At 40.5% G+C, this 23,007-nt stretch carries 20 protein-coding genes and 1 riboswitch; of the genes, 8 read left to right on the forward strand and 12 right to left on the reverse strand.

The features are described 5' to 3' along the window. Nucleotides 1-21 precede the first annotated feature (21 nt). Both gpmI and I7H67_RS15880 read left to right on the forward strand, forming a co-directional pair. Nucleotides 22-1,569: a 2,3-bisphosphoglycerate-independent phosphoglycerate mutase gene (gpmI, locus tag I7H67_RS15875; RefSeq protein WP_049838283.1), complete on the forward strand. Its 1,548-nt coding sequence runs from the start codon at nucleotides 22-24 to the stop codon at nucleotides 1,567-1,569. A 15-nt stretch (nucleotides 1,570-1,584) separates the two neighbouring features. After that, nucleotides 1,585-2,769 (forward strand): S41 family peptidase, encoded by a 1,185-nt coding sequence (locus I7H67_RS15880; RefSeq protein WP_151989359.1) that lies wholly within the window; start codon nucleotides 1,585-1,587, stop codon nucleotides 2,767-2,769. A gap of 3 nt (nucleotides 2,770-2,772) precedes the next feature. Here I7H67_RS15880 and I7H67_RS15885 read toward each other — a convergent pair whose 3' ends face one another. From I7H67_RS15885 to I7H67_RS15895, 3 genes are read right to left on the reverse strand one after another with little or no spacing between them, the layout of a single operon-like run. Next, entirely contained in the window at nucleotides 2,773-4,191 is a 1,419-nt protein-coding gene (locus I7H67_RS15885; protein ID WP_151767114.1) for a sigma-54-dependent transcriptional regulator, read from the reverse strand. A 23-nt stretch (nucleotides 4,192-4,214) separates the two neighbouring features. Then, nucleotides 4,215-5,783 carry a sensor histidine kinase gene (locus tag I7H67_RS15890; protein ID WP_198308288.1) on the reverse strand — a complete coding sequence of 523 codons (1,569 nt, stop codon included), beginning with the start codon at nucleotides 5,781-5,783 and terminating at the stop codon, nucleotides 4,215-4,217. A 10-nt stretch (nucleotides 5,784-5,793) separates the two neighbouring features. Further along, a complete protein-coding gene (locus I7H67_RS15895; RefSeq protein WP_003654436.1) occupies nucleotides 5,794-6,429 on the reverse strand; it encodes a response regulator in 636 nt (211 codons plus the stop codon). Nucleotides 6,430-6,641: 212 nt separating this feature from the next. Between I7H67_RS15895 and pbpG the strand changes: the two genes are divergently transcribed. After that, nucleotides 6,642-7,688 (forward strand): D-alanyl-D-alanine endopeptidase PBP7/8, encoded by a 1,047-nt coding sequence (gene pbpG / locus I7H67_RS15900; RefSeq protein WP_147306163.1) that lies wholly within the window; start codon nucleotides 6,642-6,644, stop codon nucleotides 7,686-7,688. Between the two features lie 107 nt (nucleotides 7,689-7,795). Here the strand turns inward: pbpG and thrC are convergent, their stop codons facing one another. From thrC to xerD, 4 genes are all read right to left on the reverse strand, one after another. Next, nucleotides 7,796-8,935: a threonine synthase gene (gene thrC / locus I7H67_RS15905; protein ID WP_004795157.1), complete on the reverse strand. Its 1,140-nt coding sequence runs from the start codon at nucleotides 8,933-8,935 to the stop codon at nucleotides 7,796-7,798. A gap of 54 nt (nucleotides 8,936-8,989) precedes the next feature. Next, complete coding sequence (locus I7H67_RS15910) at nucleotides 8,990-10,291, reverse strand: homoserine dehydrogenase (protein WP_005301642.1); 1,302 nt, start codon at nucleotides 10,289-10,291, stop codon at nucleotides 8,990-8,992. 243 nt (nucleotides 10,292-10,534) lie between these two features. Beyond that, complete coding sequence (locus I7H67_RS15915) at nucleotides 10,535-11,347, reverse strand: DsbC family protein (RefSeq protein ID WP_005301646.1); 813 nt, start codon at nucleotides 11,345-11,347, stop codon at nucleotides 10,535-10,537. Nucleotides 11,348-11,493: 146 nt separating this feature from the next. Next, the gene (gene xerD / locus I7H67_RS15920) at nucleotides 11,494-12,414 is read right to left on the reverse strand and encodes a site-specific tyrosine recombinase XerD (RefSeq protein ID WP_049838278.1); all 921 of its coding nucleotides are present in this window, start codon (nucleotides 12,412-12,414) and stop codon (nucleotides 11,494-11,496) included. A gap of 143 nt (nucleotides 12,415-12,557) precedes the next feature. Here xerD and I7H67_RS15925 point away from each other — a divergent pair, with 143 nt between their 5' ends. From I7H67_RS15925 to ftsW, 5 genes are all read left to right on the forward strand, one after another. Beyond that, the gene (locus I7H67_RS15925) at nucleotides 12,558-12,821 is read left to right on the forward strand and encodes a FeoA family protein (protein ID WP_013199126.1); all 264 of its coding nucleotides are present in this window, start codon (nucleotides 12,558-12,560) and stop codon (nucleotides 12,819-12,821) included. Beyond that, the gene (gene feoB / locus I7H67_RS15930) at nucleotides 12,818-14,671 is read left to right on the forward strand and encodes a ferrous iron transporter B (protein WP_005301651.1); all 1,854 of its coding nucleotides are present in this window, start codon (nucleotides 12,818-12,820) and stop codon (nucleotides 14,669-14,671) included. The genes I7H67_RS15925 and feoB overlap by 4 nt, the downstream gene beginning before the upstream one ends. Nucleotides 14,672-14,691: 20 nt before the next feature. Continuing rightward, on the forward strand, nucleotides 14,692-14,943 hold the full coding sequence (locus tag I7H67_RS15935) for a DUF6587 family protein (protein WP_198308289.1): 252 nt from the start codon (nucleotides 14,692-14,694) through the stop codon (nucleotides 14,941-14,943). 160 nt (nucleotides 14,944-15,103) lie between these two features. Beyond that, nucleotides 15,104-16,450, forward strand: coding sequence for a UDP-N-acetylmuramoyl-L-alanine--D-glutamate ligase (murD, locus tag I7H67_RS15940; RefSeq protein WP_049838276.1), 1,347 nt, complete (start codon nucleotides 15,104-15,106; stop codon nucleotides 16,448-16,450). A gap of 24 nt (nucleotides 16,451-16,474) precedes the next feature. After that, on the forward strand, nucleotides 16,475-17,671 hold the full coding sequence (ftsW, locus tag I7H67_RS15945) for a putative lipid II flippase FtsW (protein WP_004795141.1): 1,197 nt from the start codon (nucleotides 16,475-16,477) through the stop codon (nucleotides 17,669-17,671). Between the two features lie 49 nt (nucleotides 17,672-17,720). Here the strand turns inward: ftsW and gluQRS are convergent, their stop codons facing one another. The 5 genes from gluQRS to thiC all read right to left on the reverse strand — a co-directional run bounded on the left by gluQRS (nucleotide 17,721) and on the right by thiC (nucleotide 22,764). Next, on the reverse strand, nucleotides 17,721-18,617 hold the full coding sequence (gene gluQRS / locus I7H67_RS15950) for a tRNA glutamyl-Q(34) synthetase GluQRS (protein ID WP_198308290.1): 897 nt from the start codon (nucleotides 18,615-18,617) through the stop codon (nucleotides 17,721-17,723). Nucleotide 18,618: 1 nt separating this feature from the next. Continuing rightward, nucleotides 18,619-19,155: an RNA polymerase-binding protein DksA gene (gene dksA / locus I7H67_RS15955; protein ID WP_002121205.1), complete on the reverse strand. Its 537-nt coding sequence runs from the start codon at nucleotides 19,153-19,155 to the stop codon at nucleotides 18,619-18,621. A gap of 211 nt (nucleotides 19,156-19,366) precedes the next feature. Beyond that, the gene (cpdA, locus tag I7H67_RS15960; RefSeq protein ID WP_013199123.1) at nucleotides 19,367-20,179 is read right to left on the reverse strand and encodes a 3',5'-cyclic-AMP phosphodiesterase; all 813 of its coding nucleotides are present in this window, start codon (nucleotides 20,177-20,179) and stop codon (nucleotides 19,367-19,369) included. Then, nucleotides 20,176-20,811 (reverse strand): NUDIX domain-containing protein, encoded by a 636-nt coding sequence (locus I7H67_RS15965; RefSeq protein WP_005301669.1) that lies wholly within the window; start codon nucleotides 20,809-20,811, stop codon nucleotides 20,176-20,178. The genes cpdA and I7H67_RS15965 overlap by 4 nt, the downstream gene beginning before the upstream one ends. Before the next feature lie 75 nt (nucleotides 20,812-20,886). Beyond that, the gene (gene thiC, locus I7H67_RS15970) at nucleotides 20,887-22,764 is read right to left on the reverse strand and encodes a phosphomethylpyrimidine synthase ThiC (RefSeq protein ID WP_198308291.1); all 1,878 of its coding nucleotides are present in this window, start codon (nucleotides 22,762-22,764) and stop codon (nucleotides 20,887-20,889) included. An 88-nt stretch (nucleotides 22,765-22,852) separates the two neighbouring features. Continuing rightward, nucleotides 22,853-22,987: riboswitch (TPP riboswitch) on the reverse strand. Between the last annotated feature and the right edge of the window lie 20 nt (nucleotides 22,988-23,007).

The raw sequence follows: 23,007 nt of genomic DNA on the forward strand, positions 1-23,007 counted from the left end.
TAGACAAAAGAGAAATAGATTATGACGGATGCAACTGCTGGCAAGATCCCTCACGTTCTGGTCATTATGGATGGTGTTGGTCACCGTGAAGCGACTGAAGATAATGCCTTTCTTGCAGCAAAAACACCGAATTTGGCGGCAATGACCGCAAAGCATCCAAATAGTCTAATTTCTGGTTCTGGCGAAGATGTTGGTTTACCTGATGGACAAATGGGTAACTCTGAAGTTGGTCATATGAACCTTGGCGCAGGTCGTGTGTTATATCAAGACTTTACCCGTATTACTAAAGATATTCGTACTGGCGACTTTTTTAAACATGAAGTGTTGATCGACGCTGTTGAAAAGGCCAAAGCTGCTAATGGTGCTGTTCATATTATGGGCTTGCTCTCAGAAGGTGGCGTCCATTCACATGAAGACCATATTGTGGCGATGTGTGAGCTTGCATTAAAACGTGGTGCAAAAGTTTATTTACATGCTTTCCTTGATGGTCGTGATACACCTCCACGTAGTGCTCAGCCATCTTTAGAAAAATTAGATGCATTATTTGCTCAATATCCAGGTCAAGGTCGTATTGCGACCATGATTGGCCGCTACTTTGCAATGGACCGCGACAACCGTTGGGATCGCGTTGAACAAGCTTATCGCTTGTTAACTGAAGGCGAGGCACTTCGTACTGCACAAACAGCAGTGGAAGGATTAGAGTTAGCTTATGCCGCCAATGAAAACGATGAGTTTGTAAAAGCGACTCGCATTGGTGATATTGCTAAAGTACAAGATGGCGATAGCGTTGTATTTATGAATTTCCGTGCTGACCGAGCTCGTGAAATTACTCGCGCATTTGTAGAGAAAGATTTTGCTGGCTTCGAGCGTAAAGTTGTTCCAAATCTTTCTAAATTTGTGATGCTTACGCGTTATCAAGCTAGCATTGATGCGCCAGTTGCATACATGCCAGAAGCTCTTAAAAATTCATTGGGTGAATATTTGTCTTCTCTTGGAAAGACTCAGTTACGTATTGCAGAAACTGAAAAATATGCTCATGTCACTTTCTTCTTTAGTGGTGGGCGTGAAGATGAATATCCAGGTGAGAAACGTATTTTAATTCCATCTCCAAACGTTGCGACATACGATCTTAAGCCTGAAATGAGTGCTTATGAAGTAACTGATGAATTGGTTAAAGCCATTAATTCTGGTGAATACGATTTATTGGTTGTGAACTATGCTAATGGTGATATGGTAGGCCATACAGGTATTTTTGATGCGGCAGTTAAAGCAGTTGAAGCGGTTGATACTTGTTTAGGTCGTGTCTATGAGGCAGTTATGGCGAAAAAAGGCCACATGCTCATTACTGCTGACCATGGTAACGTTGAACAAATGCAAGACTACGAGAGTGGTCAAGTTCATACTCAACATACAACGGAACTTGTACCGTTTATCTATGTTGGCCCAACACAAGCAACAATTGCAGAAGGTGGTGTGCTTGCCGATGTAGCACCAACGATTCTCAATTTAATGCAGATTCCTGTTCCTGCTGAAATGCAAGGACGTAACCTGATTACATTATCTGCATAAACCAAAGGTGATTGGATGCTGCAACACATTAAATATAAAAAACTTATTGTAAGTATGTTGCTGTGTTGCAGCCAATTTGCTTTTGCGGCACCAGTTGTAAAAGAGAAATTGTCACCTTTGCATTCTGATTCAGAAGAACCGGAACATAGCTATGCAGAGGTGCCGATCGAATCGATTCAACAGTTTGTACAAATCTATGGAATCGTTCGAGATAACTATGTCGATGTGAAGTCTGACGATGCCTTATTTCAACAAGCCATTAAAGGTTTAGTGAGTGGGCTAGATCGTTATTCACGTTATTTGTCGGCAGAAGAATATCGTCAACTCATTCAATATACCGAAGGTGACCTTGCCTCGGTTGATTTTGCTTTAAGCCCTGAATTGCATCTCCATAAATGGATGATTCGTGATCTTAAAACGGGTTCAGACTCATACAAATTAGGGTTGAGAAATGGTCAGACGATTCTCAAGATTGATAATCAAGATCTAAAAAACTTAAATCAAGATCAGGTGCTCGGACTGCTTTATGGTTCTATCGGAAGTACGCTTCAAGTACAAGCAGAAGAGTTAAGTGGAAACATTAACTTAGTTCGTAATAAAAAAATTGAAACCGATATCGAACCTGTAATGCTACATAATCAGGTTTTAGTACTAAAAATTAGAGTATTCCAGCAAGATACGGCAAATGAAATTAAACGGTTAATTGAAGAAAATAGTTCACCACGTTTAAAAGCCGTTTTAATCGATTTGCGAAACAATCCGGGGGGATTGTTATCAGCAGCAGTCGAGTCAGCAGATTTATTTTTAAATAACGGAATTATTGTTTCAACCAAAAGCCGCTCGGAAGGTAACCAACAATTTCAGGCTTTGCCCGGCAATGAATTTCAGAATATAAAATTAGGTATATTAATTAATCATCGCTCTGCATCGGCAGCCGAAGTTTTTACTGCGGCCATGAAAGAACACCAGCGTGCATGGGTCATGGGTGAAAAAAGTTATGGAAAAGGCGTAGTGCAAAAGCTATTTCCTTTACCAAGTGGTGCGGCACTACAAATGACAGTCTCACATTACTACACACCAAACGGCAATATGATTGAAGGGCAAGGTATTCAGCCTAATCAGACCTATCCTTTGCCCCCAGAAATGAAAGAAGACGTCTATTTAGATCGCGTTGCAGACTTATTTCTAAAGAAAAAGTAGTTTTTATACTTCCTCACCCAATTCGGTATCTAAGCCAAACTTTTTCAGTCGATAGCGTAATGAACGAAAAGTCATTCCTAGCTTTTTAGCTGCTAATGTTCGGTTCCAATGTGTCATGTCCAATGCGTTTAATAGAAGATCTTTTTCAATATTTTCTAAGTAGCGTTCTAAACCTTCCAGTGGTAATTTTGGCCGAGTTTGGGCAATCGTAGTTGACGTGTCATTCACTGGTTGAGTGGTGATTTGAGAGTTAACACTACTGCCTCTGAGAAGAGGTGCTAGATGTGTTAAATCAATAAATTCATCATCACTTAAAGTAATGGCTCGTTCAATCATATTTCTTAATTCACGAACATTACCCGGGAAATCTTGCTGCAATAAATAAGTTTCACCAGTTGTAGTTAATTGTTTGCTTGGAATTTCCCATTCCATACAAACTTTTTGAATAAAATGATTGGCTAATAACAAAATATCGCCACCGCGCTCACGTAGTGGCGGCAACATGATATCCATCACATGAATACGGAAAAATAAGTCCTGACGGAATTTACCTTGTCGGACTAACAAATCTAAATCTTGGTGGCTGGCACTGATTACTCGAAAATCAACATCAATTTCCTGATCTGAACCTACTGGACGAATTTTTTTCTCTTGCACGGCCCGAAGCAATTTAACTTGCATACTTAATGGCAATTCGGCAATTTCATCTAAAAATAAACTACCGCCGTGTGCCGATAAAATAAGACCTTGTTTATCTTGAGTCGCTCCAGTAAAGCTCCCTTTTTTATGCCCAAAAAGTTCACTTTCCATGAGCTCGCTTGGGATGGCTCCACAGTTAATCGCAATAAAGGGGCCTTCGCTGCGATTACTCAAGCGGTGAATAAGATTAGCAACAACCTCTTTACCTGTACCAGACTCGCCTGTAACAAACACAGGAGCTTGAGAACGAGCTATTTTTTTAATAGCTGTTCGTAAGTTTTGTATTGGGGGAGAACGACCAATTAATAGGTCATTTTCCAAAGTTGTTTCACCAAACTCATGTTCTGGTTTTGGCTGGTTAAGCGCTTTTTTTAATAACTGATCTAAATGAATTTGGTTAATAGGTTTACTTACAAAGTCAAAAGCTCCTGCTTTTAACGCTGCAATTGCAATATCCATATTGCCGTATGCAGTTAAAACTGCAATTGGTGTGTGTGGGTAAGTTTGAGAAACGTGTTTAACCAATTCTAAACCGCTACCATCGGGTAGGTTTAAATCGGTTAAACATGCATCGTAATGAAACTGAGTAAAGAGTTGTTTGGCCTGTTCAACCCGATAAGCAAGATGTGTTTTAATCCCCATTCGTGCAAGAGTCATTTGCATTAAAAGGCACAAATCTTCTTCATCGTCTACAAGCAAAACCAGTGGTTGCTGTTCTGCCATTTCCCCAAAAACCTAATAAAAAATCAATATATTATTGGGCATTCCATTCGGAAGCATGCCCCTTGTTTTTGCTCTACATAAGTGAGCTTTGCATGGTTTGCCTCACAAAAACTATGAGACAAATATAATCCTAAACCAGTTCCATTAATTTCGGTACTAAAAAATGGTTTAAATAATTGAGATATATCACGTTTTGAAACCCCTTCGCCGTAATCGATCACATCAATATAAATTTTATTTGTCTGTGAATGAATGTTGATCAGAACATGGGGTGAATCGGGTGCATTATGTCGTAAAGCATTTCTGACAAGGTTAATGAGCACCTGCCTAAGTTGTTTCTCGTCAAATAATAATTTTAAGGATGAATCGGAAATTTTAAGCTGTATAGAATGTTTAACATCTAAAAGATCTTCGTCTAATAACGTCTTTATGAAATTGTTTAATTCAATCTGGATTGGGTAAGTTCTTTCGCTGCTGGCCAGTCCTAATGTATCTTGAACAATACTATCGATGCGCTTTGTTTGCTTACCAATCATACGACGTAAAGTATTTTGCTGTTCTAAATCACTATCTTTAAGTAATTCATTTGCCTGAACAATGGCTGCTAGGGGATTACGGATTTCATGTGCAATGCTGGCTGAAAGTTGCCCTAAGGCAGCAAGTTTGAGTTGTTGAGCTTGCTGATTAATTTGCTGTGCATCTTGTAAGATGAGTAGTGTCAATGCTTGTTGTGGCACCACAAGATGTTGCACTTTAATATTAATAGAATACGCCGACAGCCGAGACTCAAAAATAAATCGATCGCCTTCTTGCAGGTTATCAAACTTAAGAATTTCAAATAAATCGGGGTGCCATTTCGCTAAAGGGTATTTTTCACTAGCAAATTGAGGAGGAATCCCTAACAGAGAGCAGGCAGCCGGATTACTTAAAACAATGTCATAGTTTTCATCTAGAACCAAATAGCCTTCTTCAATTTGTTCCAAAATATAGCGGTTAATATTTTGTAGTTGATAGAGTTCTATGGATTGGTGGAAAGTCAGTGCTTCAAGTAGTTTAAAGCGCTGTACCGCAATTTGCCCAATGCCATGCACCACAAAAAATAAGAAGGCTAATAAGGCACTATTACCAATCGTATTTAGATTATTGTAGTCAAACAAACTACCAACAAAACGTTGGTAAATAACGGCAATGACAGCAAGTAATGTAATGAGTAAAGACATTCTTGCGCTGAGTAAAATTGCCGAGGTAAATATAGCAATAACATACAGCAAGCTGAGTTGTAGATTTGGTTCACCTACAGAAAATGTAAGTAAGCTCAGGCAGATAACATCAACTACAAAAAATAAAATAAGCTGTTTGGTTGCCTGAGTTGCAACAAACTTAAAACACAAAAGCTGAAGAAGGCTTAATATGGAATAGCCGAGCAGGGTATAAGAATATAAAGAAGGTTGTTGTAGACTATTGTCGATTTGAGCATCGGTTAAAACCAAAATAATATTGAGGCTAACCGCAATAATAAGACGATATAAACCATACCACGTGCCCAAACGAAAAATCGTATGGGACAACGATGAGTTTAAGGGAAATTGCATATAAGTTTAATTATGGCTTGATCAAACCATAACGGATTGCAAGATGAGTGAGTTTAACGTCGCTATCGATAGCGAGTTTTTCAAAAATACGGTAGCGGTAAGTATTAACTGTTTTTACACTTACAAAAAGTTTGTCCGCAATTTCCTGAGCGCTAATACAATTTACAACCATCATTGCAACTTGCATTTCTCGTTCGGATAAAGCGTCAAAAGGCGATTGTTGCGTGTCAGATAGATAGGAACTCGCCAACTGCTCAGCAATATCGGCACTGAAGTATTTGCCGCCTTGCATGACTTTGTTGATTGCCCGAACCATTTCGGTAATTGGAGCACCTTTAGTGATATAACCTTTAGCCCCTGCTTTAAGCAGAAGAGAAGGGTACGGTTCTTCTGATAAACCACTTACAGCAATAACTTTTGTGTCTGGTGCGGTTTGTAGTAAACGACGTGTCGTTTCTACACCCCCGATGCCTGGCATGTTGACATCAAGCAACACAACTTGAGGATGTTTCTGACGAACAATAGCAATTGCTTCTTCACCCGATTCGGCTTGTCCAATGACCTCTACATCGGCATGATCTTCTAACATACGGCAAATGCCTGTACGTACAAGTTCATGGTCATCCACAACTAAAACTGTAATCAAGAAGACCTCCTTTCTTTCAAAAAACAAGTTTTTTGTTACATAAAGCAAAATTAGCTTGCAATGGAATGACAAAATTAGCAATCCTATTCTTATATAGTGAGCGAATAGTTGTGCACAATTGTGTCGGTAAAAGCGTTATACCTTATACCTCAAATGTAAGGCATAATTATAGTAAGCGCAAATGTGTATCACCCTGAGTCGAGTATTGTGCCGTGAAAAATTCTAAAAAGTCTTTAATACATGTGCTAAGCATGTCTATTTTGCTTAGTTTGAGTTCAACAAGCTTTGCAGAACTCGTCAATAACCCGTCCTCAGGGAGTACTGGGACTGCAAATTTAAATTGGTCTTCAGCTGATGTTAGTCAACTGTTGAATGATGAAGATGATGAGCCGACTATTCAAGGATCAACATCTGTAACTACAACTTTACGTGGTAGTAATGCACCTAAAGTTATAGCATCTGCTCCTAAGCTTGCTCCAATTCGTGATACGAGTGGTTACAATGCTCAGCCGAGCGTAAGTGCTCGAGCTGCGTTAGTGATGGATGCGCAAACGGGTGAAGTGCTGTTTAGTAAGAACACCAATGCTTCTGTGCCAATTGCGTCTATTACCAAGTTGATGACAGCAGTGGTAACGGCAGATGCTCGTTTAAACATGTCAGAAGAAATTATGCTTGAGCAAATTGATTTTGCTGGGGCAAACGGTAAAAATTCAAGTTCAACACTTCGTGTTGGCGACAAAATGAACCGTGCAGAAGTATTGTTGTTTGCTTTGATGAAGTCTGAAAATCCCGCAGCGGCAGCTTTGGCGCGTACTTATCCGGGTGGACGTCCTGCATTCGTAGCAGCAATGAACGCTAAAGCACGTGCTTTAGGTATGAATGCAACCCATTATTATGAGTCAACTGGTTTAGATCCACGCAATGTATCTTCTGCGCGTGACTTAGGAATTTTAGCGAGTACAGCTTCTCAATATGGTTTGATTCGCCAATTCTCAACTACACCAACTTATGACTTTAACTTGGGTTATCGTGTGTTGAAATCTAATAATACGAATGCTCTAGTGCGTAATGGTGGTTGGAATATTAACTTGTCTAAAACAGGTTATATCAATGAAGCAGGTCGCTGTGTTGTCATGCATACGACTGTAAACTCGCGTCCAGCAGTGATTGTATTACTTGGCGAGCCAAGTACGCAGGCACGTAATAATGATGCAACTAACCTATTAGGTTGGTTAAGTAATTTACCAAAACGTATTTAATTTAAATATTCTAAAAACGTTTCTATTAAGAAGCGTTTTTTTTACGGCTATAAAAAAGACATAAAAAAACGGCTGTGTTGAACAGCCGTTTTTTGAAAACTCAGATTTTACATATTAGATAAAATCGAATCTTTTACTTGGCTCATTGTCGCATCAATTGACAACATCACTGCATCAGCACATTGTTTGATTGCAGTATCAGGATCTTTCAAGCCATTACCAGTTACTGTACATACAATGACAGAACCTTCAGCAATCTTACCTGCTTTAATATCGCGAATCGCACCGCCAATAGAAGCAGCAGATGCTGGCTCAACAAATACGCCTTCATACATAGAAAGTAAGCGTTGAGCTTCTAAAATTTCGCTGTCTTGAAGTTCATCGAACCAGCCTTTAGAGTCACGTACTACAGCTTTTGCATGGTTCCAGCTTTGTGGATTACCAATACGGATTGCAGTTGCAACTGTTTCAGGGCTTTCAACTGGAGCACCACGTAAGAATGGAGCTGCGCCAGAAGCTTGGTAACCAACCATTGTTGGTAAACCTTCAGGTTTTGGACCAGTGAATTGATCAGTAGCTGCATCATAAATCACTTGTTCAAACTGATCAGCAGGTTGGTTTGCTACAGCTTCGGTATAACCCATCCAGTGAGCAGTGATGTTACCTGCATTACCAACAGGTAAGCAGTGATAATCAGGTGCGCGGCCTAAAGCTTCAACGATTTCATAAGCAATGGTTTTTTGACCTTGCAAACGGTAAGGGTTGATTGAGTTTACAATCGTTACAGGTGCTTGATCAGCAACTTCTTTTACAAGACGCATACCATCATCGAAGTTACCACGAATTTGCATAGTGATTGCACCATACATCATCGCTTGCGCCATTTTACCCATTGCAATTTTGCCTTCTGGAATCAAAACAAATGCTTTGATACCTGCGCGTGCAGCATAAGCAGCAGCAGCAGCAGAAGTGTTACCCGTAGATGCACAGATAATCGCTTTAGAGCCTTCTTCAACCGCTTTGGTTACAGCCATGGTCATACCACGGTCTTTAAATGAACCAGTTGGGTTTAAGCCCTCATATTTCACATAAATTTCAACATCTTTGCCAATAATACGTGGAATATTCTCAAGTTTAATGAGTGGGGTGTTGCCTTCACCCAAAGAGATAGCACGAGTAGTTGCCGAAACTGGCAAACGGTCACGATAACGATCTACAAGACCAGTATAACGATTGGCATTAGACATGATGGTGTTCCAATTAGAGGTGAAGCGGGAGAGGGAATCTTTCCCTCAACCTGATTAACTATCGAGCGATTCTAAACGAATTCTTACGATTTCGCCACGAATTGCAGGTAATGCTTGGATTTGTGCAAGAGCCTCATCCATTTTAGATTCAACGATTGGATCGGTCAGAATCACGATTGGAATAAGGTCTTTTAAACGGGATTGTTGCATGATGGCATCAATACTAATTCCAGCACGGCTTAAGATGGTAGTAACATCTGCAAGTACGCCAGTTTGATCTTCTGCATTTAAGCGGATGTAATAACCAGTGGTCATTTCTTCACGGCTTAAAATTGGCACATTTGTTAATGCTTCAAAAGCCAACTGAGGAATTGTTCCTGCACCGTCTTCGGTATAAGAGATGTCACGAACAATATCAATTACATCGGCAACAACAGCAGAAGCTGTTGGACCAGCACCCGCACCAGCACCGTAATAGAGCGTTGGGCCTACAGCATGCGCTTGAACTAAAACAGCATTTTTAACGCCGTTTACATTCGCAATAAGCTGTTCATCTGGAATGAGCGTTGGGTGAACACGTAGTTCAATACCCTTTTCAGCGCGACGTGCAATTCCTAGGTGTTTAATGCGGAAACCAAGTTCTTCTGCATATTTCACATCTTGTGCAGTGATTTTACTAATACCTTCGGTATAGACCTTATCAAACTGAAGAGGAATACCAAACGCACAAGACGCTAAAATTGTAAGCTTGTGCGCAGCATCAATACCTTCAACGTCAAAAGTTGGATCTGCTTCTGCATAACCAAGCTCTTGAGCTTCTTTTAATACATCATCAAATGCACGACCTTTTTCACGCATTTCAGTCAGAATAAAGTTACCTGTACCATTAATGATGCCTGCCAACCATTCAATATGGTTTGCAGCAAGACCTTCGCGGATGACTTTAATAATTGGAATACCGCCAGCAACTGCTGCTTCATAAGCAATTTGTACAGCATTGTCTTCTGCTGCTTTAAATAGTTCATTGCCATGTTCAGCGAGTAACGCTTTGTTTGCAGTCACGACTTGTTTGCCGTGTTTGATCGCTTCCATGATAACTTCGTAAGCAGGGTGGATCCCACCCATAACTTCTACAACTACATCAACGTCTGGTTGACGAACGATGTCAAGTAAATCGGCGCTTTGTTTAATCCCTTCCAATTCAAGATCTGGACGAGGGCGGCGTGTTCCAACGTGGGTAATTTGAATTTCTCGACCGGTGCGACGTTTAATTTCAGCGGCATTTTCTTGTAGTAGTTTAAGGGCTCCTCCACCTACGGTTCCTAGACCGAGTATTGCCAGGCGAACTGGTTTCACGTCACACTCCATTCATCATTTAATCATTTAGTTGAAGCTAGATCATAGCTAAAAAAAACGCCAGACTCTAGCGCTTTTAGTGCCTGTTCAATGAATTAGAGTGCGATGTTTGGAAAAGAAGAGTAGATCAGTCTTTAAACACAGATAGTTAAAGCATTATTTATTGAAAAAACAAAGCGCTGCAATGAGAGCAGCGCTTTTTGTAAGAGATAGATGATTAATCATTCATCAACTTTAAGTAGATTATTTATCAAGACGTTTAATTAATTCATCTGGTGTTAGATATCCACCTAAGTACTCGCCATCAACACTATAAATAGCAGGTGTACCATTTACACCCATGTTTAAGCCAAGTTGATATTGTTCACGAACAGGGTTTTTACACTGAGCAGGCGGAATATTGACACCTTGTACTGCTTGGCTAAAGGCAGCCTTACGATCTGCACTACACCATACAGCTTCCATGGTCGGCATAAATTGCTCACCACGTGGCCAAGCGATATAGCGTACTTCAATACCCTTTTCATTAATTTCAGGAATGTGCTCATGTAGTTTATGGCAATAAGGACAACTTGCATCGGTAAACACATAAATCACATGTTTAGCCTTACCTTTTGCAGGATAGACAATGAGATCTTCATTTTTTAACGCAGCAAGATGCTTTTTATTTTCTGAAGCTTGAAGATTATCTCCAATATTATGAAGCTCTTTGCCTCCTAATCGGATTACATCACCCTGAATTAAATATTTTCCATCACTGGTGGTATAAATCGATGTCATTCCTTCGAGATTTACCCAATACAAATTAGGAACTTCTGTCGGCTTGATATCTAAAATTTTGGCGTTGATATTTGCATTCTTAAATTGTTTCTGCAAAGTTTCGATCAAACGCTGTTTATCATTACGTTCGATAATGGTTGAAGCTTCCCCAGTAGCAGGTGCAGTCGCTGTGAGCGCATCTTCTTTTTGTGGTTTGTTTTCTTTAGAACAAGCACTGAACAAAAGGCTAGATGCCAGAGCGCAGGCAAGAAAAATTTGAGAGCGGGTAAAAGACATAGATAACCCTTATTTCATCAGTATTTATAGTCAGAAGCTGCTAAGCATAACAAAAAATCTAATGTGTATTGTTAAAACTTTCTTAACCTTTGTGAACGAAATCAAACGATTGATATGAAATACTTGCCTAGAGCTTTAAAGCTTTATCATCCTCTAGGATGATGTTTTTCATGTAATTGTTGCATTCGTACTTGTGCAACATGTGTATAGATTTGTGTTGTAGATAAATCGCTATGACCCAGTAACATTTGCACTACACGTAAGTCAGCGCCATGATTGAGGAGATGCGTTGCAAAGGCGTGACGTAAAGTGTGAGGTGATAGTTCAGCTTGAATATTGGCTTGAAGCGCATAGCGTTTAATGGCATACCAAAAGTTCTGCCGACTCATAATTCCGCCATGTTGAGTTAAAAAGAGATAGTCAGTCGAGCTTTTGTAGAGCTGAGGCCGAGCATTATGCAAATAGCGTTCTACCCATTCACAGGCGAATTGTCCTAACGGAACTAAACGTTCTTTATTGCCTTTACCTGTAACACGTAAATAGCCTTGCTTTAAATTAATGAGCTCTAATCGCAAGTTAAGTAGTTCTGAAACACGTAAACCGCAGGCATAAAGTACTTCAAACATTGCTCGATCACGTAAGCCAAGTGCCGTATTGATATCAGGTGCTTGGATCAGTGCTTCAACATCTTCTTCAGATAGATCTTTGGGTAAGGCTCGTCCAATTTTTGGAGAATGGTGAGTTGCTACAGGATTATCGCTTCGTAATTTCTGTTCACGTAAAAATTTGTAAAACTGGCGTAGAGCAGATAAGCAGCGAGCAATCGAGCGGGGACTTTTCCCTGCTTTTGTCAGTTCAATTAGAACATCAGCAATATCATCACTTGTCCACTCTGGAAGAGCTGTTTTTTTATGAAGTTCACTGCATTGAATGAGGTCAGATAAATAAGCATTTCGTGTATGTGGACTGACTGTCTGTGCAACTAAATAGTCGCGGAAACCTTGTAAAAAGCTTAAATGTTCAGGAATTTGAACTGGGCTTGGAATACGCGGTTTTTTATTCAACATACACTACATCCTCTAAACCTCTGTACTTTAAAAGAAACTTTAAGGTTTGTCGATTACACTGAATAAGAAGTGAAATTTAACCTTATTTGGTAATTATTCTCATTTATATGTATACTAGAAAAAAAGGTTTAGGATCGGATGCGGTGCGTTTATCAGCTTTAAAAGTGAAGCAAGCGGCGACCATCACCAAAGTGAATCGGATAGAAGTAGAGTCCGAGCAGCAAGATTTGGTCGCAATTCGTTTGGAAAGTCTGGGCTTTGTACCAGGCACACGAGTGGAAGTGATTACCAAGGGTATTTTTGGTGGTGATCCGATCTTGATCCAAATTGGCTTTACTCGTTTCGCTTTACGTAAAGCAGAAGCGGAAAAAATTGAAATTCTAGTAGAAGAAGGAGTACCCGCATGAGTGATGCGTTACGTATTGCCCTTGTGGGAAACCCGAACTGTGGTAAAACCTCTCTTTTCAACCATTTAACTGGAACTCGACAAAAAGTTGCAAACTATGCAGGCGTAACTGTTGAGCGTAAAGTAGGTCATTTTCAGTTACCGTCAGGTCGAGCAGTGCGTGTACTCGATTTACCGGGTACATATAGTCTAAATGCAACTAGTCCTGATGAAGTTATTACCCGTGACGTTTGTTTGGGTAAGATTGCAGAAGAAGGGCAGCAAGATGCGTTTTTATGTGTGGTTGATGCCACTAACTTAAAATTGCATTTAGGACTGGTGCTCGAAATGATCGGGCTAGGCCGCCCGATTTTACTTGTACTGAATATGATGGATGAAGCGCGTCGTCGTGGCATCCAAATTAATACTCAAAAGTTATCTCAACGTTTGGGTGTGCCCGTTGTTGAAACAGTTGCTGTTCGTAATGCGGGTATTGAAAATTTATTACATGCCCTTGATCAAGAAAAATACAGTGTGCCACAAACCGAATTGAGTGGTTTAACTGGAACTCATCATCAAAAAATCGATATGATTTTTAAAGATGTTGTTCATTATGTTGAGCAGGGTGATAAGCGTACTGATTTTCTAGATCGAATTTTCTTGCATCCAGTTTTAGGCCTGCTCAGCCTTGCACTCATGATGTTTATTGTGTTCCAAGCAGTTTTTGCGTGGGCAGCCCCATTCATGGATGGCATTGAAGGTTTCTTCGGCTGGTTGGGTGAAGTAATCGGAAGTGTGATTACACAGCCCCTACTACATAGTTTGGTCGTTGATGGAATTATCGCGGGTGCTGGTGGTGTAGTGGTGTTCTTGCCACAAATTCTGATCTTGTTCTTCTTCATTTTAGTATTAGAAGAATCTGGCTATTTACCGCGTGCAGCATTTTTACTTGATAAATTAATGTTTCAAGCTGGTTTAAGTGGACGAGCTTTCATTCCTTTACTTTCAAGCTTTGCCTGTGCAGTACCGGGTATTATGGCAACGCGTAGTATTAGTGACCCTCGTGATCGCTTTACAACCATTATGGTTGCGCCATTAATGACTTGTTCGGCACGTTTACCTGTATATGCCTTGCTGATTGCTGCATTTATTCCAGAGAAAATGGTCTGGGGTATTTTCAACCTACAAGGTCTGGTGCTATTCGGTCTGTATATGGCTGGTATTGTGAGTGCGCTTTGTGTTTCATTTTTAATGAAATTCTTCCAAAAAGATAAGTCTCAACATGCCTTATTGCTAGAGCTGCCGAGTTATCGTTTCCCTGATTTAAAAAGTGTGGGAATCGGTTTACTGGACCGTGCAAAGATCTTCTTGAAACGCGTCGGCGGAATCATTTTTGCCCTCTCTATTTTGCTATGGTTTTTGTGTACTTTCCCACAACCACCAGAAGGGGCGACATTACCAGCTATAGATTATAGTTTTGCCGGTATGCTCGGACACCTTATCCAACCTTTATTTGCTCCAATTGGTTTTAACTGGCAAATCTGTATTGCTTTGATTCCAGCTATGGCCGCACGTGAAGTTGTGGTTGCAGCATTAGGTACAGTTTATGCCTTGTCTGCAACGAGTGACGATGCTGTAGCTCAAGGTTTGTCACATCTGATTAGTGCAGATGGCACAGGTTGGTCTTTGGCAACAGGATTGTCGCTTTTAGTGTGGTTCATTTATGCCCCACACTGTTTGGCTACGTTGGCAACAGTACGACGTGAAACAGGTTCATGGAAACATGTTGCTGCCATGACTGCATATCTGTTCGGTTTGGCTTATTTGGCATCGTTTGTTACCTATCAAATTGCTTCCCACTATTGGGGTTAAAGCAAGAAAGGAGGTTGTATATGATTCAATATCTGATTATTGCGGTTGTAGTGAGTTGGAGTGCGGTTGTTGTTTTTAAGAAAGTATTTCCAAAAACAGCAAACTCAGTCTTTTCTTCACTCTCTGTAGTTTGTGAAAAGCAGGGTTGGACAACCTTGGCAAAATGGCTTAAGCCAAAAATGACCTTTGGCTGTGCTGGTGGCTGTGGTTGTTCAAGCGAAGATAAACCTACGAATACAGTTCAAGAAATTAAGCCGATTAAATGGCAATAAATTTAGTATTTCCTGTTTCGTTTAAAAAGCCATCATATTGATGGCTTTTTTACGCACTGACACAAAAAAAGATGAATAAAGTTCAAACTGAAAAAGCATTCAAAACAGCAAAGTGCTAACATTTTTGCCATTCTGTCGATTGATAAATTGTGGGGCAAAAATGTTAATACAACGTGGTGGATTAAAAGTTGTCGCAGGCTTAGGAATATCAGGTGTTTCTGCTGTTAATTTCCTGCATGAACAAGGCTACCAAGTTGCAGTAACGGACTCTCGTCCAACCCCTCCTGGTCATGACCAGATTCCAGCTGGTGTTAAAACCAGTTTTGGTCAACTCGACCAAGAATTATTATTACAAGCAGAAGAAATTATTTTAAGCCCAGGCCTTGCACCGCAATTACCAGAAATTCAGGCAGCTATTGCTCAAGGGATTTCAGTGGTAGGTGACATTCAACTATTACGCCGTGCGACTGAAGTCCCTATTGTGGCTATTACAGGTTCTAATGCCAAAAGTACAGTAACGACTTTAATTGGTTTAATGGCTAAAGATGCGGGTAAAAAAGTTGCTGTGGGTGGCAACCTAGGACGCCCAGCTCTAGACTTGTTAAAAGACCAACCAGAGTTGCTTGTACTTGAGCTATCAAGTTTTCAGTTGGAAACCACCTCACATTTAAATGCTGAGGTTGCTGTGGTTCTTAACATGAGTGAAGATCACTTAGATCGTCATGGCGATATGTGGGGTTATCACCAAGCAAAACACCGTATTTTCCAAGGCGTTAAAAAAGTTATATTTAACCGTGATGATGCTTTAAGTCGTCCTCTTGTTCCAGATACCACACCAATGCAAAGCTTTGGTCTAAATGCCCCAGACTTAAATCAATATGGTGTTTTAAGAGATGGTGATGGCACGCTTTGGCTTGCACGTGGTTTGCAGCGTTTAATTAAAAGCTCAGATTTATATATTCAAGGCATGCACAACGTAGCCAATGCTTTAGCTTGTTTGGCATTAGGTGAAGCAATTGGTTTGCCTATGGAATCTATGCTTGAAACGTTAAAACAATTTAAAGGATTAGAGCACCGCTGTGAGTATGTGAGAACTGTACATGATGTACGTTATTATAATGACTCTAAAGGGACTAACGTTGGTGCTACACTTGCAGCAATTGACGGTTTAGGTGCTGCAATTGAGGTTAAAAAAGGCAAGGTTGCCTTGATTTTAGGTGGGCAGGGTAAAGGTCAAGATTTTGCTCCATTACGTTCTTCTATCGAAAAATATGCCAAAGTTGTGGTATTGATTGGTGAAGATGCTCCAGTTATTGAACAAGCAATTCAGGGCGCAACCAAAATTTTGCATGCAGCAACACTCAAAGAAGCTGTCGAGCTGTGTCAACGTGAAACACAAGCTGAAGATGTGGTGTTGTTATCACCAGCCTGTGCAAGTTTTGATATGTTTAAAAGTTATAATGATCGTGGTCAGCAGTTTGTTGCCTGCGTCAATTCGTTGGTTTAAAGAAAACATGATTAGGAATGTAGTATGGCAGGCTTAGCTCAGACCACAATCCAGAAAATCAATCATTGGTATGAACGGATATTGCCTAAATGGCCAGCGGAAGTGACGCCACGTAATGTCCTGATTTTCTGTGTCGTTGCATTGTTGTGTATCGGTTCCGTGATGGTGGCGTCTGCTTCGATGCCCTATGCTGAATATATGCATGAAAACCCGTTTCACTATGTGATTCGTCATGGTATTTCGATTGTCGCTGCGGCTGTGGTGGCATATTTGACCTATCGGATATCACTCAATACGTGGTTTAAAAATACTTTCCCGCTGTGGCTGTTGACCATGGTTCTGCTACTTGCTGCTTTGGTGGTAGGTTCAGAAGTGAACGGTTCTACACGTTGGATTAAGATCGGTGGCTTTACTTTACAGCCAACCGAGGTTGCCAAAGTCATGATGGCAATCTTTACCGCAGACTACGTTGTGCGCCGTGCCAAAGAGGTTCGTACTCATTGGAAAGGCTTATTACGTTTAAGTGGGGTTATGGCAATTACGGTTGGTTTGATTATTGCTGAGCCTGACTTGGGTGCTACGATCGTAATTGTATTGATGATGGTCGGGGTATTCTTTTTAGCTGGTGCACCGCCAACACAGTTCTTAATTATGTTAGGTGCGATTGTAACCGGTATCGTATTTTTGATCTTATTTGAGCCGTATCGTTTCCAACGTTTGATTTCGTTTACTGACCCATGGGCAGATCCATTAGGTGTGGGGTATCAGTTATCAAATGCATTAATGGCCTTTGGTCGTGGTGAATGGTTTGGTACAGGCTTAGGACATAGTGTCCAAAAGCTATCTTATTTACCTGAAGCGCATACTGACTTTATGTTGGCCGTGTTAGGTGAAGAGTTTGGTTTCTTTGGTATTTCTATTGTCATTGGTTTGTCTTTCTTGATGTTGGCATGTTGTATCAAAATTGGTCATCGTGCATTGAAACATCATTACCTTCGCGCAGGTTATTTGGCTTACGGTATCAGTATTATTTTCTTGCTCCAGATCTTGGTAAATGCGGGCATGAATATGGGTTTGATGCCGACTAAAGGTTTGACTCTGCCATTTATTAGTTATGGTGGTACATCTTTAATGATGTGTGCCGCGATGATTAGCTTGATCTTAAAGATTGATGCTTCAACTCAAGAAGTGAACCCAGAAAGGGAAGAATCAAACTTCTAGTTGAACTTTTAGGCATGAGAAAACCCGATTTAATATCGGGTTTTTTTATTTATAGATATGTTCCGCTGAGCTCTTGTCCATGTGGAATTAAATCTATATTCCACTGTGATACTGCCTGCTTTAGCATCACTTTAGGCTGGTCTAAATCAATATGAGGTTGTCCCAATGCTTGTATTGCTTGTTGCAGCAATTCAGGCGCTTTAGATAAATCGAGTGCTTGAGCAAGGTTTTGCTTAGAGAGCTTTTGCCCTTGATCATTCATGGCGAGAGGGAGGTGCATATAGCTCAGTTTAGGGTATCCTAAGAGCTCGCCAAGCCAGATCTGACGTTCGGTATTATCTAATAGGTCTGAGCCTCGAACGACATGGGTGATGCCTTGTAGATAATCATCCACGACGACAGCAAGTTGATAGTTAATAATCCCATCACGGCGTTTAAGAACAAAGTCTCCAAGGTCGTGTTGCAGATTAGAACAATGAAGTCCTTGCAGTCGGTCATCAAAACAGATTTGTTGATCTTTAACTTTTACACGAATTGCTTGGTCTTTAAAATCAAGATTGAGATCGCGGCATGTGCCTGCATAGATTGCATTTGAACCCAGCATTTTGCGTGTACATTGACAAGCATAGATTAGACCCTCTTTTTTAAGTTGATCTAGTACACTTTCATAAATGTCTAAACGGTTTTTTTGAAAGATGATTTCTGCATCGGGTTCGAACTGGAAGGCTTCCAGTGAGGTGAGGATATGCTCTTCACTGCCCGGATAAATACGAGGGATATCTGTGTCTTCGACACGAACCAGCCATTTGCCTCGGTGAGCTTTAGCATCACAATAACTGGCGACGGCGGTAATGAGTGATCCAAAATGCAAAGGGCCGGTTGGCGAGGGCGCAAACCGACCTGAGTATGAAAAGCTAGGCTTTTCTTGAGTAGCTACAGCGGTCATATTAACCGTTATTTTGCTTCTCTTTAATTTCTGCCAAAGTTTTGCAGTCAATACATAACGTTGCAGTTGGACGTGCTTCTAAACGACGTAAACCGATTTCGATACCACATGTTTCACAGAAACCGTAGTCTTCGTTTTTAATTGCTTCCATAGATTGTTCGATTTTACGAATTAACTTACGTTCACGGTCACGTGTACGCAATTCAATTGCAAACTCTTCTTCTTGGGTGGCACGGTCATTTACATCTGGCAATGCAGTTGATTCGTCTTGCATCGTATTCAACGTACGATCAACTTCAGACATTAATTCAGCTTTCCATGCTTGCAGAATTTGTCGGAAATGCTCGAGCTGTCCTTCAGACATGTACTCTTCATTTTTCTTAGGTTGATAAGGTGCAATACCAAATAAACTTGCAGTTGTGCCTATGTCAGAAGTTTTAGGTTTCACTTTACGTGCACGTTTTGCAGAAGCTTTGTCACCTTCCACTACAACTTCTGTATGTTCATCCAAAACTTGGTTGTGGTTGTCATTCGCCATAATAGGGCATTCCTCATCATACACGTATTATCTATACGCAAAAAATATGGTGATATGCAAGTGTTTTTATAGAAAACCATCGATGGGATTTTCCCATCGGGTCGTCATCATATAGATTTTTCCTGCAAGATGATAGTCATTCCGTCCCGTAAATATTTTCAAAACGTGTTTACCCTAGTCATAATTGCATATAAACATATATAAAATAGAGCTAATAGCCTGAAATATTAGTATTTATAAGGCCCTGAAAATTTTCAAGACGGAAGACTTCTGTTTCAAAACTACCATCGTTTTTTAGACGAATGTAACGGTAGCCGGGAGCATTTTGGTCTAGGGCAAACTCATTACTAAATGGTTTAAACTGAACGCTTGTTGAGGGGGTCGAGAAAAATTCGATCCCTTGCCAAGTGTTTAGTGAGTCTTGGTGAACGTGCCCGCAGATTAAAGCTTTTACATTTTTAAATGGAGCTAATGTAGTAAGCAAAGCATTAGAATTTTGTAACTTGTGATGATCAATCCATTTGGATTTCATTGCAAAAGGATGATGATGGCAAGCCAATAAAACAGGGTTATCTGAAAATTCTTCGAGTAATGCCGCTAAATTTTGTAGTTGTTCTGGCGACAGGTGCCCATTAATCTGACCTTTTACTGCACTATTTAATAAAATAACGCGCCAGTTTCCTAGACAAATGACCACAGGTTCCTGATGATTTTCTTTATGTAATGGAAAATGATCAACGTTATCATGATTGCCCAGTGTCTGAAAAAATGGCAGACCTAACGTTTGCATATATTGAATATAACGTTTGTAGGTAATGGGCGTTGGTGCTTGAGCCAAATCTCCAGTGTGGATGATGGCATCAGCTTCAGGATGTTTTTTCAGGATCTGTTGAATAATGGCATGAAAACTTTCTTCAGGATTCATCCCCACAAATTCTAAGTGTGGATACTCCAATAAGTGGGTATCGGTAATTTGTATAATGACATGGTCTTTTTGTGAAAGTGTTGAGACTTGAAAAGTCACCGTCCTACCTCGTCGGATTTTATTATCGTTGTGATGTGTTGAGATAGCCATTGTAACGCCATAATGACAGGGGCATTTCTCAAACGTCCTTGACTCAATAATGTTGATATTTCGCTGTAGTCAAACAGGTGTAAAAGAATATTTTCACCTTCATCAGGCATGCCAAAAACCCCGCCTTTAGATGGTAAGTTTGTTTCAGCAGCATATAAGTGAAATAGTTCTGAACACGCCCCAGCAGATGGATAAAAGCTAAATAGATGATGTAAATGATTAACTGTGCATCCTGACTCTTCAAGTGTTTCACGGCGAATACAGCTCTCCGGCGTTTCATCTCCATCTAATACACCAGCAATTACTTCCAATTGCCACGGCGAATCGGGGTCATTAATTGCACCTACACGAAATTGTTCAATCAGCGCAAACTGTTGTCTTTGATCATTGTAGAGTAGAACGCCAGCCGCTTCAGGCCGATGAATGAGTTCACGTTGTAATACATGAGTATATTCAGTTTGATTAAATAGACGATGTCGAAGGCTGACTTTTTCAACTTGAATAAAACCACGGAATAGAGATTCACGTGATGTTACTTCGACATCTTTAGATGTATAACTTGGACGTTCAACAATACTCATGATTCGATCAGGACGAAATCTATTTATTTCATCCTAACCGAGAATCATGGCTAGGCAAGTGTTTTTTTTGAATATTTACACTTTATGATACAGTTTTTGACCTTGCTCTTGATAAACCTCTTTCATTGCTTTGAGGCCTTCTTCAACCTCTGAATTGCTATTAGTGAGGTTGTTGGCATAGTCACGAACATTCTGGGTGATTTTCATCGAACAGAATTTTGGTCCACACATTGAACAGAAGTGAGCAGACTTATGAGCCTCTTTGGGTAAGGTTTCATCATGCATGCTACGCGCTGTGTCAGGGTCTAGACTTAAGTTGAACTGATCATCCCAACGGAATTCAAAACGAGCTTTTGACAAGGCATTATCGCGAACTTGAGCACCCGGATGTCCTTTAGCAAGATCAGCAGCATGTGCCGCAAGCTTGTAGGTAATAATTCCGTCTTTAACATCTTTTTTGTTTGGTAAACCCAAATGCTCTTTTGGTGTCACATAACAAAGCATCGCTGTGCCGTACCAACCAATCATGGCTGCGCCAATTGCAGAAGTAATGTGGTCATAACCCGGAGCGATATCAGTCGTTAAAGGCCCAAGCGTATAGAATGGTGCTTCTTTACATACTTCTAGCTGAAGGTCCATGTTTTCTTTGATCATGTGCATTGGTACATGACCAGGGCCTTCAATCATGACTTGAACATCATGTTCCCATGCACGGTGTGTAAGTTCACCTAGGGTTTTAAGTTCGCTGAACTGTGCTTCGTCATTCGCATCTTGAATACAACCCGGACGTAAGCCATCACCTAAGCTAAATGAAACGTCATAAGCTTTCATGATTTCACAGATTTCATCGAAATGAGTGTATAAGAAGTTTTCTTCATGATGCGCTAGACACCACTGCGCCATGATTGAACCACCACGAGACACAATACCTGTTAAACGGTTTGCTGTAAGTGGCACATAACGAAGCAATACACCTGCGTGAATCGTGAAGTAGTCAACGCCTTGCTCAGCTTGTTCAATCAGTGTGTCTTTGAAGATTTCCCATGTTAGATCTTCTGCAACACCATCAACTTTTTCAAGCGCTTGATAAATAGGTACGGTACCGATTGGAACAGGTGAATTACGAATAATCCATTCACGTGTTTCATGAATGTTTTTACCTGTCGACAAATCCATAATGGTGTCGGCACCCCAACGCGTTGCCCACGTCATTTTGGCAACTTCTTCGTCAATTGAAGAACCCAGTGCTGAGTTACCAATGTTGGCATTAATTTTAACCAAGAAATTACGGCCAATAATCATTGGCTCAAGTTCTGGGTGGTTAATGTTGGCAGGAATGATCGCACGACCTTTAGCAACTTCTTGACGAACAAATTCAGGTGTAATTTCTTTTAAGTTTTTTGCACCAAAATTTTGTCCAGCATGTTGACGCATATCAACACCTTCACGCTGGCGTTGATTCTCACGAATTGCAATATATTCCATTTCAGGTGTGATAATACCTTGCTTGGCATAGTGCATTTGAGTGACATTTTGGCCAGCTTTAGCGCGGCGTGGGTTTTGAATGTGAGCAAAACGAATGTCAGCGGTACGAATGTCTTTTAAACGTTCTTGACCAAAAGTTGAAGTTAAACCAGAAAGTACGTCAGTATCGTTACGTTCTTCAATCCAGTTTTGGCGAACTGAAGGTAAACCTTTGTCTAAATCAATTTGAACATTTGGATCTGTATAAACACCTGAAGTGTCATAGACCATAACAGGGGGATTATGTTCACCGCCCAGACCAGTTGGAGTATCTGTTAAAGAAATTTCTCGCATTGGAACCTGAATATCAGGACGAGAGCCTTCAATATAAACTTTTTTAGAAGCGGGTAAGATGCGGGTTAAATCTTTTGCATCTTGTTCATGTTGTGCTGAAATTTCAGCAGAAGAGAGATTCGTTAACTGGTTCATTACATGATCCTTATGAATAACATCAACGAATCAAGCACGACCAAAAACGATGGCGGATTTATCTTTGCTAGATAAATTTAAGGCTTAAGTTTTCAGATGGCTTGATTCCTACGCAGGTCTTAACCTGATCAGGTTCAACGGTACTCATGTTCAAATTTGTGTTGCGATAACACGAAATTTACACAATCTCAGCGAGTTATTACTCGCGCTCCGTCAAGCGATTTACAGACTAACATGTTTTAG

The organism is Acinetobacter sp. ACIN00229 (assembly GCF_016106645.1).
In the GTDB taxonomy this organism is placed as follows: Bacteria; Pseudomonadota; Gammaproteobacteria; order Pseudomonadales; family Moraxellaceae; genus Acinetobacter; species Acinetobacter oleivorans.

Bases quoted from the DNA above. Each gene is read 5' to 3' on its own strand.
- dksA (WP_002121205.1), bottom strand. From the start codon at position 19,155: ATGGCGAATGACAACCACAACCAAGTTTTGGATGAACATACAGAAGTT.
- gpmI (WP_049838283.1), top strand. From the start codon at position 22: ATGACGGATGCAACTGCTGGCAAGATCCCTCACGTTCTGGTCATTATG.
- I7H67_RS15915 (WP_005301646.1), bottom strand. From the start codon at position 11,347: ATGTCTTTTACCCGCTCTCAAATTTTTCTTGCCTGCGCTCTGGCATCT.
- I7H67_RS15890 (WP_198308288.1), bottom strand. From the start codon at position 5,783: ATGCAATTTCCCTTAAACTCATCGTTGTCCCATACGATTTTTCGTTTG.
- gluQRS (WP_198308290.1), bottom strand. From the start codon at position 18,617: ATGACCGCTGTAGCTACTCAAGAAAAGCCTAGCTTTTCATACTCAGGT.
- I7H67_RS15885 (WP_151767114.1), bottom strand. From the start codon at position 4,191: ATGGCAGAACAGCAACCACTGGTTTTGCTTGTAGACGATGAAGAAGAT.
- thrC (WP_004795157.1), bottom strand. From the start codon at position 8,935: ATGTCTAATGCCAATCGTTATACTGGTCTTGTAGATCGTTATCGTGAC.
- thiC (WP_198308291.1), bottom strand. From the start codon at position 22,764: ATGAACCAGTTAACGAATCTCTCTTCTGCTGAAATTTCAGCACAACAT.
- I7H67_RS15935 (WP_198308289.1), top strand. From the start codon at position 14,692: ATGATTCAATATCTGATTATTGCGGTTGTAGTGAGTTGGAGTGCGGTT.
- murD (WP_049838276.1), top strand. From the start codon at position 15,104: ATGTTAATACAACGTGGTGGATTAAAAGTTGTCGCAGGCTTAGGAATA.
- I7H67_RS15880 (WP_151989359.1), top strand. From the start codon at position 1,585: ATGCTGCAACACATTAAATATAAAAAACTTATTGTAAGTATGTTGCTG.
- I7H67_RS15965 (WP_005301669.1), bottom strand. From the start codon at position 20,811: ATGAGTATTGTTGAACGTCCAAGTTATACATCTAAAGATGTCGAAGTA.
- feoB (WP_005301651.1), top strand. From the start codon at position 12,818: ATGAGTGATGCGTTACGTATTGCCCTTGTGGGAAACCCGAACTGTGGT.
- xerD (WP_049838278.1), bottom strand. From the start codon at position 12,414: ATGTTGAATAAAAAACCGCGTATTCCAAGCCCAGTTCAAATTCCTGAA.
- ftsW (WP_004795141.1), top strand. From the start codon at position 16,475: ATGGCAGGCTTAGCTCAGACCACAATCCAGAAAATCAATCATTGGTAT.